Here is a 15305-nt window from a genome sequence, read left to right as displayed (position 1 = left end):
ACAGTTGGAAATAATACGCTAGGAAATAGGTACCGTCAACGACAAAAATGCGGTTGTTGACGGGCTTTCCACGCTTTCTCCGCCTCATATCTAACGATAAGCGCCCGTCCGACGGCGGCGGTGCCTCCAAAGGCGACGGTGGGACGAACGAGAAAGCCTAGACCGGGAAGATTCTTACTCAAATAACGAGCTATGCCTCGACAAGCAAAGGCGCTCGCCACGACGAATGCAATGTCTGCAACCCGCCCGGAACTGACGCCGCAGCCGTGAGCGCCGGCGACGTCTAGCGCCATAAGAGACTGGTTGGCGGTAAGCAGCGGCATTTCTGCGCCGCCACTCAAGGGCAGAATCGAGATAGCCGCATTTTGGGCGCAGCGCCTCGAAACGCAAGCAAGCGAGACGGCATGACGGACAAACGGAAAGTTAGTCGCAAGGGCGATGTCCGCACGACATGCTTCCGCCATCCAGGTCGCCAACTTCTCAAGCATGGCTTCAGGCGACGTGGCAGCGATGAGAGCGGCGCCTGAAACCTCATGGGGCTCTGGTGCCTCGACGCTTGTCTCGACGACTATGGCGCACGGCACCGCCATCGAAGTGAACGCCCTTGAGACCTCCGCGGCAATCCCGGAAGTACCCGCGACGACAATGGCGAGGTCACAATCCGGGTTGACACGAACAGGAGCACCGGGGCGCACTACCTCGACGTGGACGAGGCCAGTCGCAGTCTGGGGCATAAGAGCGTCGCGCAGCGAGCAGACGAGCTCGGACGGAGCCCCCTCCTCCAGCTCAATAGACACACGAACGCAAGACCGACGAGAATTCTCGGCGGCGCGGACGCCATCAACAACCTGCCTTACGGCGCCAAATGGAATGTCTGAGACCTTTGCCAAAAGACGCCCTCCTTAGGCTGACTTCGTACGGTGCAGGTAGACGGACTGAACGATGCCCACCGACGCGACCTGAATAACCATAGACGTGGATCCGTAGCTAACGAATGGCAGCGGAATACCGGTGATTGGCATGATGCCGATACACATGCCAACGTTCTGAAGCAACTGATAGCTCCACATGGCAATGACGCCGGCAAGCACTAGCTTCGCAAACGGAGCGTCAACACGCATCGCAAGGGCAAGAGCCGAATAGATGAGCCAGGCATAGAGAGCGAGCAGGGCAACGGCGCCGACGAATCCGAACTCCTCAGAAAGGCGGGCGAAGATAAAGTCGGTGTGGTTCTCCGGAAGAAAGCCGCCAGCAGATTGAGTAGCCGCTCCAATGCCCTTGCCAAAGAGCCCGCCGGATCCAACGGCGATTTTTGCCTGCTGGAGGTTGTAGCCCGCGCTCGTGGACTCAAGACTGGAATCCGCAAACACGAGTAGGCGATTGAGCTGATACTGCTTGAGCGGAAAATGGAAATTTATCGAACAGAAAATAATCAATGCGCAGCCCGCGACGAACATCGCGAGCGTGACGAGGACCCATTCCCGCTTCGCTCCGGCACAGATGATGATCGCAGCACCCGTCACGACGATGATGAGACCCGTGCCAAGGTCAGGCTGCGCCATAATCGCGGCAAAGGGAACAAGCAGCGTGCCGCAAAGCTTCACGTAATCTCGAAGCTCCTTGATGCGCCCGTTATACTGCGCGGCAAGAGATGCCATGAGGAAGATGGTGACGAGCTTGCCAATCTCTGACGGCTGGAAGCGCAAGGGACCCAACTTAACCCATCCGGTCATGCCGTTAGCAGCGCTCGCTAGTCCGGGGATACGCGGGGACAGCATGAGGACGACGTCAATCACAAGAAGCCACGTACTCATATTTGCTAAGGCTCGATAGTCATAGCGCCACACGAATGCAGCCGCGACAAGACCAAGTGCGGCTCCAACAGCCTGTCTCGGCAGAGAGGCGTAGGCATTGGATAGGGACGCGCTCCAAACGACCACGAGCCCATAGGCAATGAGCAGAAGCGCAGGAATTAGGTTAGCCCAATAGATCTCGGAGAGCATGCCGCCCTTGCCTGGCATGCGCGCGTGCGCAGCCCCCGGCTTCTTGCCGGCGTCACCTCCAAATAGAGATGAGACGATAGAACCAAAACCAACGCCACCAGCAGAATTCTGAGCCATCTTCCCCTCCTCTACCTAGTTCCGTCGCTGACTTCGGTCGTATTAGTATCAGGCTCTCCAAAGAGCTGGCCGAGTATGTCTCGGCAGACGTACATCGCGGAGACCGAACCGTAGCCGCCGTTGTCGATGACGGCGGAGACAGCGTACTTTGGGTTATCCGCAGGGGCGTAACAGCAGAACCAGCCCGTAGGCTCCTCGTTGCCATGCTCACCCGTGCCAGTCTTGCCCGCAACGCGGGTGGTCATATTGGTGAAGTGGGCCGTCATCGACTCACTCTCCTCGTAAATGACGCCCTCGAGTCCCGAGTGCACGAGGTCGAAGCTCGCCTGCGGCTCGCTGGGCTCGAGGTGGACCTTGGGCGTGTAGTCGCGCGCTGAAGAGGTGTCGCCGCGGCCGAGCACGCTCTTGAGAACATGCGGGGTCCAGATGGTGCCGCCGTTGGCGATGCCCATGTAGGCACAGCACATCTGGAGGGGCGTGACGAGGATGTCACCCTGGCCGATGGCGATGTTCGTGTAGTCGCCGCCGTTCCACTTTCGATCCGCGTCGGACCAGCTCGTGAAGTAGTTCCACTTCCACTCCGCATCGGGAACGCGCCCGGAAGCCTCACTGGGAAGGTCGATTCCCGTCTGCGAGCCGAGGCCCCACTTGCGGAAGGTCTCCTGCATTCCGTCCTGCTTGTCCTCATCGAGGTTGTAGAAGGCCTTCGCGATCTCGTAGAAGACGACGTCACAGGAGTAGGTGATGCCGTTCCTCAGGTCGATCGCCCCATGGCCGTTATGGTCCCAGCACCACTTGCCGCTAGCCTCACCGAAGCCCGTCCACCAGCCGTTGCAGACGTAGCTCGAGCCGGCGTCTGCGACACCATAGTCAAGCGCGGCGAACGTCGTGAGCGGCTTGATGGTGGAGGCGGCAACGAACTGACCGGCGACCGCGCGGTTCATGAGAGGGTTCGCCGCTTCGTCGGCAGAGAGCGCGTCCCAGTCGTCCTGGGAGATGCCGCCCACGAACAGCTCGGGCTTGAAAGTGGGGGCGCTGGCCATGGCGATAACCTCGCCGTTGGTAACGTCGACCACGCAGGCGGCTCCGGACTTGCAGCTCTCGATACCCCCATCGCGTTGCTTCTTGATAATCCTGGCGAGCGATTCCTCGGCGATGCGCTGCACGTCGACGTCGATGGTCAGCATAATGTCACTACCCGCCTCCGCCGGGACGGAGGTAGAGTAGTCGGTCACATTGCCGTGAACATCGACGTAGACTGTCTGCTCGCCACGGACTCCCTGGAGCACCTCCTCGTACTGATACTCGATGCCAGCCTGGCCGGTGGTGTCACCGGACTCGTACGTGATACCAGCATTCGAGGTCTTGGAGGCGTTGATCTGATCCTCCGTCACGGTGCCCGTATACCCAAGTAGGTGGCAACAAACCTCGCCCTGCGGATAAGAGCGCTGAGTGCGCTGCTCAACAGTCACGTTGGGGAAAACGTCCGCATGCTCCTGAATGTAAGCAACGGTAGTACGAGGAACGTCGATGCATATGGTGCGCGCGCTCTGAGCGCTCTGCGAGGAGTCCGTAGCCCTTCGTTTGGCTGCCATCGAGGGCATACCGAGGACAGCTGCGAGCAGGTTGAGCTCGATGTCATCGTCCGCGACCTCAGCGTGGGCGCAGACAGTGAGGCTAGGACGATTGGTGACGAGCTCGACGCCATTGCGGTCTAGGATGCGCCCGCGGGGCGCGAACGAGGTGACCGTGCGCGTGCGGTTCGACTCCGCCTGACGCGAGTAGTCGTCGGACCCGACAATCTGCATGGACCATAGACGCGCGAGCAGAGCGCCAATAACGCCCCCAGAGAAGATGCCCAGGCCAATGAGACGGCGCTTGAACATCTTATCGGGGCTGGCGTCATTACCGCCGGCCGCACGCGGCGCCTGGCCACCGATGTCAAACTTAAGGGAGGAGGAACCGGAGTGCAGGAGCAAGACGAGCACGACCGCTACGGCAGCGGCAATGATAACTATGAAAATGAGAGCAAGAGTAGCCGAGGTCATCGTCTACAGACCCTTCGTGGAAAATCGCGCGCCGCGACGAGAGCCCTTGCCCTTACCGAAGCCAGAGGCGGGAGCACTCGAGCGAGACAGGATGACCGCGACGATAAAGAAGGCGAGTACGTCGAGAACGGACCCAGGCAGCGCGCGAAAGAAAAGTGCGTCGACGAGAGAGCTCGACTGACCAAAAATGAGAATGACGATGCCATAAACGACATTCACGAGCAGCGTCGCGGGAATGAACAACGTGATTGACGCGACCAGGTCATCGGCAACGCGGCTACGGCCCATCGCCGCAAGACCAAACCCCACGATGGTAAGAATGAGGGCCATGAGCCCAATGGGACCCGATCCTGCGAGGTCATAGAAGGCGCCAGAAGCAAAGCCGACCACGGGGGCAATCTTGACGCTGCCCCCAAGGCACACGCAAGCAACGAGAACGAGGGCGAGATTGGCGCGGCCTCCAAGCAGGGCAACGTTGGGGACGAAACCAATCTGGAGAATAGCGAGGACGATGGCAAGGATGATGGCCAGACGCTTGTTCTTACCAGTATCGTTGACGATCATGCTTACCCCCTATTCCCCACTCGAATCGCCGTCAGTGCTAGAACCGTCATCGCTATTTGCGGAGCCATCTGTTGTAGCAGACGCCGTGGCGGCAGAAGTAGAGGCAACCGCCTTATCCTGGTCGTTAGCCGACGCCGTATCCTCCGAACTCGCCTGCTGGTCATCGTTAATCGAGGTAATGACAAGGACCTCTTCTAGGCTTGAAACAGTACACAGGGGGTCGACAGTAATATCGTAATAGAGAGCGCCGGAAGACTTGGTTACGTTTGTCACCGTACCGACGGGCAGACCACGAGGATAAACGCCGCCGAGGCCACTCGTGATGATCGTGTCTCCAGTGGCTACCTGCTGATCGGAGCGAACAAGCGTCAGACGAAGGGTCCCATCCGCTGACCCGACAAGCTGACCTTGCGCGCGGCTCGACTGAACCATGCAGGAAACCCCAGAGGATTCATCGGTGATAAGGCGGACAACTGCCGTCGAAGGGCCGCATTCGCTGACCTGGCCAATCACACCCGTAGAGCTTGTAACGGGCATGCCGACGGCGATGCCAGAGGTTGACCCCTTGTCTATGGTGATGGTCGAAGTCCACGAGTCGCTCGACTGGGCAATGACGCGAGCCGCGGTGGATGTCAGGCTGTACTCGTTCCTAAGCTGGAGAAGCTCCGTCAGGGTGTTCGCCTGCTGCTCATACTCAGACAGCTTGGCCACCTGGGCCTTGAGCCGCTCATTCTCGTCCCGTAGCTCCGAAAGGGTCTCGGAGTCTGCAGTAAGATTGCCAACGACGTTGCCGATACCAGAGACGGGAGAGGCTGCGAAAGAGCCCACGACGCGCACGGGCGAAGCCACGGCCTGGAAAACGCCACGAATCCCATGAAGCACACCGCTATCACCCTCGCGCGCCCCGACGACAAACATGAGGAGCGACACGACGGTAAGGACAACAAGCGAGCGCGGGACCCCCGAGGAGGACCCGCGCCCAAGAGATGAGCTGGGGGCAGAAAAGCGCTGAGCCATCGGCAATTCCCTACTTACCAGAACTCTGCACGAAGCCGCCGGACAGAGCATTGGCCTCAAGGACCTTCGCGCAACCAAGAACGACATTCTCGAGGGCAGTGGGGCTCACGTTAACGGGAACACCAGTCTCCTCGCGAAGGCGCTGATCAAGACCGCGGAGCATGCCACCGCCACCGGTAAGCATAATTCCGTAGTACATAAGATCGCTCGCGAGATCAGGCGGAGTAACGTCAAGGGCATCCTTGACAGCCTTCGTGACCTGGTCAAGAGGGGCATCAAGCGCCCGACGAATCTCCTCGGACTCAATACGAACGGTCTTAGGCAGACCGCTCATGACGTCGCGACCGTTGACCTCAACATCGAGCTCTTCCTTGAGAGGCGCCGCAGAACCGACCTTAATCTTAATATCTTCAGCCGTGCGTTCACCAATGGAAAGGTTGTAGGCATCGCGAACATGCTCGAGAATGACGTGGTCGAACTCGTCGCCTGCGGTGCGAATCGACTGCGAGACGACAATGCCGCCCATAGCGATGACGGCAACCTCCGTCGTTCCACCACCGATATCAACGACCATGGTGCCCGTCGGGTCCTCGATGGGCAGGTTGGATCCAATGGCAGCGGCCATCGGCTCCTCGATGAGGAATGCCTGACGAGCACCCGCTTGAATGGTGGCCTCAAAAACGGCGCGCTTCTCGACGGAAGTAACGCCGGAGGGGACACAGACGACAACGCGAGGACGAGGGCTCCAGGGGTAACGACGCGTTGATGCCTTCTCGATGAAGTATCGAAGCATTACCTCGGTGACATCGAAGTCGGAAATAACGCCGTCCTTGAGGGGACGAATGGCCGTGATGGAGCCGGGCGTCCTGCCGACCATACGCTTTGCGTCAGCACCGACGGCAAGAACGCGCTCCTCGCTCTGGTCAATGGCGACCACGGAAGGCTCATTGATGACAATGCCCTCTCCACGCACGGAGACAAGCGTGTTTGCCGTGCCGAGGTCAATGGCAAGATCGCCACCGTACTCGCCAAATATGGAGTCAAAAAACGACATGGCACCAATTCCTAACTTGGCGGCAACTTTGCCGCTCGGACTATTGCTACAAGAATACCCAGAAGCTTACTGGGCAGACACCTCAGTGGTCTCCGCGCTGGATTCCGTCGAGGCCTCCGAAGACGCAGTGGCACCAGTGGAGGCGCTTGAGTCGTCAGGAGCCACCTCTCCGTCACTAACGGTGGTCGCAAGCGAGCCACTCGCAGCATCAGAGCTGAATCCCTGGGAAGCAAAGGTGAGCTTAACGCCCGTTACCTTCCAACCCAAGCCATCACGCGCGAGAGAGACGGAATAAGACTGGTTACCGCTCGAGGCGAGGCTGGCGTTAACGAGGACCGTGCTCTGAGCCATAGAACGATCGACACCGGAAACGCTGCAAGTAGCACCGCGAGGCATGATGGATTCGATGTCCTTACGAGCGTCATCGGTGATAGAGCTCGAAAGGTAAGGAGCGATATCGCTGCCAGAGGCGCCGGCGCTAAACATGTCAGAAACTACAGCCTCCTGGGTAGGCCAGCCATAGCCCTTGTAGTAGGCAAAGCCACCGACGCCGCCAAGGATGGCGAGAAGAAGGAGGATGAACAGGACCACCTTAAGACCGCGGTGATTGTGCTTGCGACGCATCTTGCGATCGTCGCGATCGGCCTTCATAAGGTCCTCCTCCGTGACGGAGAAGAAACCCGTATCCTCAGGACTCGGAATGAACTCGCCGGAGCGGCCCATCGGATCCAGTGGATCATAAGCCGCACCCTGAGAGTAGCCCTGGTTAACGACAGCCTGGGATCCAGACTGGTCCGCGCCGACTAGGCCCTGGTTGCCATAACCGGCATTGGCGAGCATCTGATCGGTCTCGGAAGGGCCAGAACCCGCCGCGGCAGAGAGAGCCCTTTGAGCAGCAGAGAAGGCAACCTGCTGCTCAGGCGTAAGGGTGTAGTTGGGATCCGCAGCCGCATGGTTGAACGCATCCGCGGCCTCTGAGATCTTGTTGCAAGCCATGTAGGCCTGGCCGAGCTCCGCGTTGATGGCGCCCGTGCTAGCACTCGTAGAAAAATCGAGGGCCGTACGATATGCATCAATGGCATCGTTGGGTCGTGTGAGCTGCATAAAGCAGGCGCCAAGCTTCACGAGAGACTGGGCCGGATCGGGATTCTGCTCGTCAATCGCGGCAGAACGCCAGGCGCTCGCAGCCTCAACGACGAGGCCGCGCTTCTCGAACAGCTTTCCAAGGGCAAGATACGCCTTGTACGGCGTGGGATAGCTGGGGTCAGACACCGCAGCCTGGAAGCACGCCAGGGCCGCGTCATCCTGACCAGCGGCGACAAGCGCACGACCACGGTTGCAGTTAAGAGCGCCGACATGGCCGTATGCGGCGTCAGAGAGTGCCTCCGCATACGCAGCTGCGGCCTCAGCATAACGGCCGAGCTTCATAAGGGCATTGCCACGAAGGTGGTCGGCCTCGCCAAAGGCCTCACCGGAGGATTTGGCGTTCGCGAGAGCGCCGGCAGCTCCAGCCCAATCGCCACGCTGGTAAGAGTCCTTGGCAATCCTGAAAGCTTCGGTATTCATAGGTCATCCGTCCCTTGGAGTTCTAGGCCTCGTGACTAATGCGAATGGACTCAATGTCGTCACCCGCGCGCAGCGAGCCAATGACATCGAGGCCCTCGATGGTCTGGCCGAAAACCGTGTAGTCATTATCGAGCATGTGCTGGGCGCCAAGGCAGAAATAGAACTGCGAGCCAGCAGAATCCGGGTTAGACGAGCGCGCCATCGCAAGCGCACCGTCGTCATGGCTGTTGCGGGGATTCGTATCATACTCATGGACGATGCGATAGCCAGGACCGCCAGTACCCGGCTGGCCATCAGGACCACGCATTCCGCGAGCAACCTCGTCAGAAGTCATGTCACGGGTGTTAGGGCAGCCGCCCTGAATGACGAACCCAGGCACGTAGCGATGGAACTTGAGTCCGTCATAATAGCCGCTCATGGCGAGCTCGCAGAAGTTGGCTACGTGAATGGGAGCACCCTCGGCGTCAAGGCGCACGCGAATCGTGCCCTTCGAGGTAACAACAGTGGCAACCTCATCGCCGGCACAGACATACTCAGGAGTGTAGAGGGGATCGGGCATACCGAACATGTGGCCTCCATGCATGTGGACGCGCGCCTTATGGCGCGAATTCAAACAAAACTATCTAGATGATTCTAGCAGCACGAGAGACTGTTCACACATTCGGCACGCCACATTGAGACGCAAAGCGCCCGAAGAAGCATATAAGCCTCCTCGGACGCTCCTAGCGGACACTATTTTGAAGGACCCAAAAGGCCGCTTTTATCTCTGCACCGGCTTCCACGCGTCATAGTTCTTCTTGAAGAGATTGACGTATGCCTCAGAGCCATCTGATTCCCTGTTCCCGACCATGGGAGCAAGAATCTTGTTCTTATCCGCAGACGGATCAGAGGAAGCTGCAGAGACCTCCCATGCGTCATATATAGCCTCAACGCGGTTCCTGAGCCAGCTTGCCAACGTAGAGACATTGGTCTTCTGGTCCGCATAGGTACCCGTCGTCACCACATCAATGTTAGAAATCGTCGTCACAACGTTGCTGGCGTCAAGCGAAAGCTGCTTTGCCTCCTCAAGAGCAGCGGAGCGATCCTCAGAAGACCCCGAGATACCCGTAGTATCGAGTCTCGATTCGAGGTCATCCGCCCTGCCCGAAATATCCTTAAGGCTCTCATAAGCTGAGAGGAGCGAGTTGTATGTCAGGTCGTCGGCGCTTTCGGCCGACGTCGCACCAGAAACCTTATCCTGGCCCTGCAAGGCGGATATCGTACCGGGGAAACCAGCCTGCGAAGTGTCCGCCGGCGTCGTAGCACGAGTGTCATTCAGGTTGGGATTCCACGGATGCGTAATGACAAGCGTAAGACCACCGACGAGGAGCAGGCTCGCAATGGCGGCGAGAGCGAACACCTTCGTGTGAGGCAGCCTCTCGCGGCCATAGGCAGATTCTGCAGAGGGATCAGGCTCCGAAGGAATGGCGCTTTCAATACGCGGCAGCGAGGACGTGCGCTCGCGCTCGAGCGCACGATCCTCGGCATGCCTATGCTCCATCTGTTCTGCGACCGAGCTAACGCGAGACGTCTCGACCGGCATGCCGCACTTAGGACACGTGGTGGCTCCCGCGGGCACGAGCGCGCCGCAGGAGGAGCACCAGGTACCCGTAAGTTTAGGCATCACGCGAGTCATGGCAAGGTCCGCGTGACAAGCTGGGCAGACAGAGAGCCCGTCAGGTATAACGGACCCGCAAGAAGGACAAATCACGAAAGCTCCTCAAGAACATAGGGAAGAATGCCGCCGGATGCGAGGAATCTACCCTCAAGGGCGGTATCCACGCGCACGACACAAGAGAACTCGACAACCGTACCGTCTTGCTTCGTGGCTCGAACGTTGGTGGTGCGGCTCGCGGGAAGACCCGACGAGAGGTCGACGGCGTCAATCTCGTACACCTCGGTGCCATCAAGCCCAAGCGAGGAAGCGCCCTCCCCCTCTACAAACTCGAGAGGCAGCATGCCCATCTGGACAAGATTCGAGCGATGGATGCGCTCGAAGCTCTCGGCTATCACCGCGCGCACGCCGAGAAGCATCGGGCCCTTTGCCGCCCAGTCGCGGCTCGAACCAGAGCCATACATACGACCAGCGACGATGACGAGGGGCACGCCAGCACGGTTGTAATCCTCGGCGGCGTCAAATACCCTCACGACCTCGCCGGAAAGCTGGTCAAGCGTAAAGGGACCAGGACAGCCGGCAAGCTTGTTCTCGAGCTTCACGTTGGCGAAGGTTCCTCGCGCCATGCACTCATGATTGCCTCGACGGGCACCATAGGTGTTGAAATCTGCCTGCTCAACGCCTCGCTCGTTAAGATAGCGCGCGCAAGGAGAATCAGCGGCGATCGCACCTGCCGGAGAGATGTGATCCGTGGTGACGAAATCGCCAAAGAGGGCAAGGGCACGCGCTCCACAAATGCCGAACTCCTGCTGGGACTGAGCCATCTCGAAATAGGGCGGGCGGCGTACATAAGTCGACGTCTCGTCCCAACTGAACGTGTCAGTCGCCGACGCCTCGATAGAGCGCCACGTGGCATCTCCCTCCATAAGGCCCTTCATACCGAGGGAATAGACCTCTGGAGTAAGGACCTCAGCAAGAACGGCGTCGATCTCCTCGGTAGACGGCAGGATGTCAGAAAGCATGACGGGAGCGCCGGATGCGTCCGTACCGAGCGGCGTAACCGTAAGATCGACGTCCATCGTGCCGGCAATCGCATAGGCCACGACAACAGCGGGCTGCGCGAGGAAGTTCTGTGCCACATCAGGAGAAATGCGACCGTCAAAGTTGCGGTTGCCAGAGAGGACGCTCGTAAGCTCGCAGTCAGCTGCGATCGGCTTGAGGGCGGGAAGAATATCTCCGGAGTTGCCGATGCAGCTCATGCAGCCAAACCCACAGGTATAGAAGCCAAGCGCCTGAAGATCGCCGAGGAGTCCCGCGCGCTTGAGAATATCCGCCGCGGCATGGCTGCCGGGCGCGAGGATACGCTTGACCCAGGGCTTGGCCTTAAGACCCGCCTTGTGGGCGGCACGGGCGGTGAGGCCGGCGGCGACCATCATCGCCGGGTCTGTCGCCGTCGTGCAGCTGGTGATGGCGGCGATGGCGAGCGTGCCGTGTCCAAGGTCATGCTCCGCGCCGTCGGCACAAGTAACGCGCCAGGTTGCGGCGGCATCACCATGGCCGTGCTTGGCGGCATTCTCCTCAAAGCGAGCCTTGAGACCCAGGGGTGTCACGCGGTTGTGGGGCCTCGAAGGGCCAGCGAGCGAGAGCTCGACCTCGGAGAGGTTGAGCTCGACCACGCGCGCATAGGTACGGCCGCTAACGCCGCCGAAGACGCCCTGCGCTCGGGCGTAGGCCTCGACAAAGGAAATCTCCGCGTCATCGCGGCCGGTAAGGCGCAGATAGTCAAGGACGTTGTTGTCGATCGGGAACAAAGTAGAGGTAGCGCCGTATTCAGGCGTCATGTTGGATACGCAAGCGCGCTGAGTAACGGAAAGCGTGGAAACACCCTCACCGAAAGCCTCGACGAGACAACCCACGACGCCCTCGGCGCGAAGCCTCTGAGCAACCGTAAGGGCAAGATCCATAGCCGAGATGCCGTCACGCAGGCGACCCGTCAGATGAAGACCGACGACCTCGGGGACACGCATGGTGATAGGCTGGCCGAGGGCCGCCGCCTCAGCCTCGATGCCGCCGACTCCCCAGCCAAGGACGCCGATGCCATTGGCGGTGGGGGTGTGCGAGTCTGTGCCAACGACGGTGTCGAAGCACGCAAGCTCGCCCTTGCCCTCCCAAAGGGCATCAGTGGAGACGACCTGGCAGAAACGCTCGATGTTGAGCTGGTGGCAGATGCCGCCGCCGGGCGGAACGATCTCGACGTTGTCAAACGAGCGACCAGCCCACTTGAGGAACGAGAAGCGCTCGCGGTTGCGCTTCGCCTCGATAGCGAGATTCTCAGCGGCGGCAGTCGGACAACCAGAGACATCGGCGGCAACAGAATGATCGATGATAAGCGTGCAAGGAATGCGAGGGTTCACGCGAGAGGGGTCTCCCCCACGCGCCGCCATGGCGTCACGCATGGCGGCAAAGTCGACAAACACCGGAACACCGGTGAAGTCCTGGAAAAGGACGCGGGCGGGCATGAACATGACCTCGTCACCAGCCGAGCCGGAGCGGGCAGCCGCAAGAACTCGCTCGGCCGAAGCGATGGCCGCTTCGTCAGTCTCGGCTCGCCTAACGACGTTCTCGAGAAGCGTGAGAAGACAAGCGGGAAGCTCAGACGCTCCGGGGATGCCAGAAACGTCGATATAGCCCCTGCTAATGCCAGATACATCGAGGGTCTTAGGATTCCTCGCCGCCACAACGGCACTGGCAAAGGTCTCATTTGTCATTAGCATCACGTCCCTTGTCACTATTCTCGATTGCACTCATGAAACGCGCGTAGCCTTCGTCCTCCGCGGCAAGTGCAACACCGCGGGTGAAGAGGTAGTTGAAGAGGAGAAGCGAAAGCACTCCGATGGCTGCGATCGCAACGAGCATTCCAGACGTCGGGGAGACGATGCAAAAGAACGGGCCCGCAATAGTGCAGCCAAATATAACGATGGCAACGACAGCGACGAGCAAGGCGGCCCTAAGCGAGTTGAGCGGCAGAGAGATTCGAACGACGAGGCTGAAGCCAACCAGGCAAGTCAGGACCACGCACACGGTGGAGATCTGATCGCGCGTTAGGCCGAAATGCTCCAAGAACCCGGAGGCTATGCCCACAGCGAGAATGATCGCGACGGAAGCGGGCACGGAACGAGCAAGCACGTTGCCAAGGAAGTTACCCCTCACGCGCTCGCGATTGGGCTCCAGAGCCAGGACGAAGGACGGAATGCCGATGATGGCGGTCGAGATAAGCGACATCTGAACCGGTTGGAACGGATAAGGAGGAATGAAGGCGCATAGAACGGCCAGAACGGCAGAGAAGACGGTCTTGACGAGGAAGAGCGAGGCAGACCTCTCGAGATTGTTGATCGAACGACGACCTTCTGCGACGACGTCAGGCATATGGGCGAAGTCGTCGTCAACAAGGACGACCTCGGCGACATTGCGCGCCGCGTCGGACCCAGATGCCATGGCGACAGAGCAGTCAGCCTCGCGAAGCGCCAGGACATCATTCACGCCGTCGCCCGTCATTGCCACGGTATGGCCCGCCCTGCGAAGCGCAAGGACGAGCTCACGCTTCTGCTGGGGGGTCACGCGACCAAACACGCGGTACTTTAGCGCCGCGCGCTTGACGTCCTCGGGAGTTACGAGCGTCGAGGCGTCAACCCACTTGTCTGCATCGGGCACGCCAGCTTCGGCGGCAATGCTTGAAACCGTGCGAGGGTCGTCGCCCGAAATGACATTGAGCTGTACTCCCTGCTCCGTGAAGTACTTAATCGTTGCAGGAGCATTCGCTCGAATATGGTCGGAAATGGAGATGATTCCGAGAGGCCTAGGGACACCAAGAATTGCGTCCTCGCCGTCGAAACCATCGCACTCCGCGAGAACGAGCACGCGCTCCCTCTCGCCCGTAGAAGCGAGCGCGGAGGAAATCTCCCGGGGCATGCCACCCACGAACACGAACTGCGCCGCGCCCATGACCAGCGCTCGGCCATCAGCGGTAACGCACCCGGAATACTTGCGCGCACTCGAAAAGCCCACGACACGTTGGAAATCCGGAGTGTCGACGCCTATCTCATCAGCGTGGCGAAGGATGGCGGTAGCCGTCTCATTGGCGTCATGACTGCTGGCACGGCTAACACTCGCGGCCGCAAACTCGACGTCGGCGGAGCTGTGACCCGACACGCCAATGGCGCGCTCGAAGTCCATGGATCCAGACGTAATGGTTCCGGTCTTATCAAGGCAGAGAACATCGACGCGTGCGAGCATTTCGATGCAATAGAACTGCTGGACAAGGACGCTCTTCCTCGCAAGCCTAGCAGTAGAGATGACGAGAACCGTGGAAGTGAGAAGAACGAGACCTTGCGGAATCATGCCAACAAGCGCAGACACCGTAGTAAGGATCGCGTCATTGAGGCCATATCCGTCCTTAAGCGTGCGAATAAACAAGGCAAGGCCGATGGGAGCGAGGAGCCACGTAGACGTCCGGATGATCATCTGGAGCGTCGCCATGATCTCGCTCTTGGTGTTCTTGATGTACTTGGCCTCGGCGTTTATGCGAGCGGCATAGGAATCCGCACCAACATCCGTCACGCGCGCAACAACGCAACCTGAGTCAAGAAAGCTACCGCTCATGAGCCTGTCGCCAGTCGACTTGGCAACAGGCTTGCTCTCGCCTGTCAGCAGGCTCTCGTTAAGGCCAGCCCCTCCCCAAACAACCTCCGCGTCAGCAGAGACCTGGTCACCGCGTCGCAAAACGAGCAGATCGTCGAGAACGACCTCGGCATGCCCGACTTCGACATCCCCACCATCGCGACGAACCGTGACGGGACGCTCCGCCAGAATCGAGAGCTTGTCGATGGTCCGCTTGGAGCGGATCTCCTGGACAACGCCGATAGCGAGGTTAGAGAGCACGACGCAGAGAAACGTAAGGTTGCGCCAGGCGCCCGTGTATGCCACCAGACAGGCAAGGATGATGTTGATACCGTTGAACAGCGTGAACGCATGAGTTGCAATGATCTGAGGGATGGTCTTAGTTTGCGGACCAGCGTCAGCGTTGACGCGACCGTCGGCGACACGGTCCTCGACCTCGGCCGAAGAAAGACCCCTGAACTCAGGTGCGACGATATCGAAATCTTTCGTACCCAGTGTAATCATGCCTCCGCTCAACAATCCGTAAGTTCTTATTATACGGACTAGCGGGTCACATAAATCGAAAGCTAAAAACACTTACATACTTGAAACGTTGAAGAATCAGG

At 59.5% G+C, this 15305-nt stretch carries 11 protein-coding genes; all 11 read right to left on the bottom strand.

What is annotated here, in order from left to right; genetic code table 11:
- Positions 1-35: 35 nt before the first annotated feature.
- Complete coding sequence (locus ABCN07_RS01470) at positions 36-890, bottom strand: hypothetical protein (RefSeq protein WP_343005079.1); 855 nt, start codon at positions 888-890, stop codon at positions 36-38.
- A gap of 12 nt (positions 891-902) precedes the next feature.
- Positions 903-2120: an FtsW/RodA/SpoVE family cell cycle protein gene (locus ABCN07_RS01465; RefSeq protein WP_343005078.1), complete on the bottom strand. Its 1218-nt coding sequence runs from the start codon at positions 2118-2120 to the stop codon at positions 903-905.
- A gap of 11 nt (positions 2121-2131) precedes the next feature.
- Positions 2132-4168 carry a penicillin-binding protein 2 gene (mrdA, locus tag ABCN07_RS01460; protein ID WP_343005077.1) on the bottom strand — a complete coding sequence of 679 codons (2037 nt, stop codon included), beginning with the start codon at positions 4166-4168 and terminating at the stop codon, positions 2132-2134.
- Between the two features lie 3 nt (positions 4169-4171).
- On the bottom strand, positions 4172-4732 hold the full coding sequence (gene mreD, locus ABCN07_RS01455; RefSeq protein ID WP_343005076.1) for a rod shape-determining protein MreD: 561 nt from the start codon (positions 4730-4732) through the stop codon (positions 4172-4174).
- A 9-nt stretch (positions 4733-4741) separates the two neighbouring features.
- The gene (mreC, locus tag ABCN07_RS01450; protein WP_343005075.1) at positions 4742-5749 is read right to left on the bottom strand and encodes a rod shape-determining protein MreC; all 1008 of its coding nucleotides are present in this window, start codon (positions 5747-5749) and stop codon (positions 4742-4744) included.
- Between the two features lie 10 nt (positions 5750-5759).
- Complete coding sequence (locus ABCN07_RS01445) at positions 5760-6803, bottom strand: rod shape-determining protein (protein ID WP_343005074.1); 1044 nt, start codon at positions 6801-6803, stop codon at positions 5760-5762.
- A 66-nt stretch (positions 6804-6869) separates the two neighbouring features.
- Positions 6870-8369, bottom strand: coding sequence for a tetratricopeptide repeat protein (locus ABCN07_RS01440; protein WP_343005073.1), 1500 nt, complete (start codon positions 8367-8369; stop codon positions 6870-6872).
- Between the two features lie 22 nt (positions 8370-8391).
- Positions 8392-8937, bottom strand: a complete 546-nt coding sequence (locus tag ABCN07_RS01435) for a peptidylprolyl isomerase (protein WP_343005072.1) — start codon at positions 8935-8937, stop codon at positions 8392-8394.
- Between the two features lie 192 nt (positions 8938-9129).
- Positions 9130-10119, bottom strand: coding sequence for a zinc ribbon domain-containing protein (locus ABCN07_RS01430; protein WP_343005071.1), 990 nt, complete (start codon positions 10117-10119; stop codon positions 9130-9132).
- Positions 10116-12791, bottom strand: coding sequence for an aconitate hydratase AcnA (acnA, locus tag ABCN07_RS01425; protein ID WP_343005070.1), 2676 nt, complete (start codon positions 12789-12791; stop codon positions 10116-10118). Before acnA ends, ABCN07_RS01430 begins: the two co-directional genes overlap by 4 nt.
- Entirely contained in the window at positions 12781-15204 is a 2424-nt protein-coding gene (locus tag ABCN07_RS01420; protein ID WP_343005069.1) for an HAD-IC family P-type ATPase, read from the bottom strand. The genes acnA and ABCN07_RS01420 overlap by 11 nt, the downstream gene beginning before the upstream one ends.
- Positions 15205-15305: the final 101 nt, after the last annotated feature.

It is taken from the genome of Collinsella sp. 1033st1_E11_1033SCRN_220408, from assembly GCF_039062465.1.
Lineage (GTDB): Bacteria > Actinomycetota > Coriobacteriia > Coriobacteriales > Atopobiaceae > Parolsenella.
The sequence above is the reverse complement of the archived record's forward strand: the minus strand, read 5'-3'. Positions and strand labels throughout refer to the sequence as shown.

What these genes read in the sequence shown, in the direction of transcription:
- ABCN07_RS01465 (WP_343005078.1), bottom strand. Translation starts at nt 2,120, where the DNA reads ATGGCTCAGAATTCTGCTGGTGGCGTTGGTTTTGGTTCTATCGTCTCA.
- mrdA (WP_343005077.1), bottom strand. Translation starts at nt 4,168, where the DNA reads ATGACCTCGGCTACTCTTGCTCTCATTTTCATAGTTATCATTGCCGCT.
- mreD (WP_343005076.1), bottom strand. Translation starts at nt 4,732, where the DNA reads ATGATCGTCAACGATACTGGTAAGAACAAGCGTCTGGCCATCATCCTT.
- mreC (WP_343005075.1), bottom strand. Translation starts at nt 5,749, where the DNA reads ATGGCTCAGCGCTTTTCTGCCCCCAGCTCATCTCTTGGGCGCGGGTCC.
- ABCN07_RS01445 (WP_343005074.1), bottom strand. Translation starts at nt 6,803, where the DNA reads ATGTCGTTTTTTGACTCCATATTTGGCGAGTACGGTGGCGATCTTGCC.
- ABCN07_RS01440 (WP_343005073.1), bottom strand. Translation starts at nt 8,369, where the DNA reads ATGAATACCGAAGCTTTCAGGATTGCCAAGGACTCTTACCAGCGTGGC.
- ABCN07_RS01435 (WP_343005072.1), bottom strand. Translation starts at nt 8,937, where the DNA reads ATGTTCGGTATGCCCGATCCCCTCTACACTCCTGAGTATGTCTGTGCC.
- acnA (WP_343005070.1), bottom strand. Translation starts at nt 12,791, where the DNA reads ATGACAAATGAGACCTTTGCCAGTGCCGTTGTGGCGGCGAGGAATCCT.
- ABCN07_RS01420 (WP_343005069.1), bottom strand. Translation starts at nt 15,204, where the DNA reads ATGATTACACTGGGTACGAAAGATTTCGATATCGTCGCACCTGAGTTC.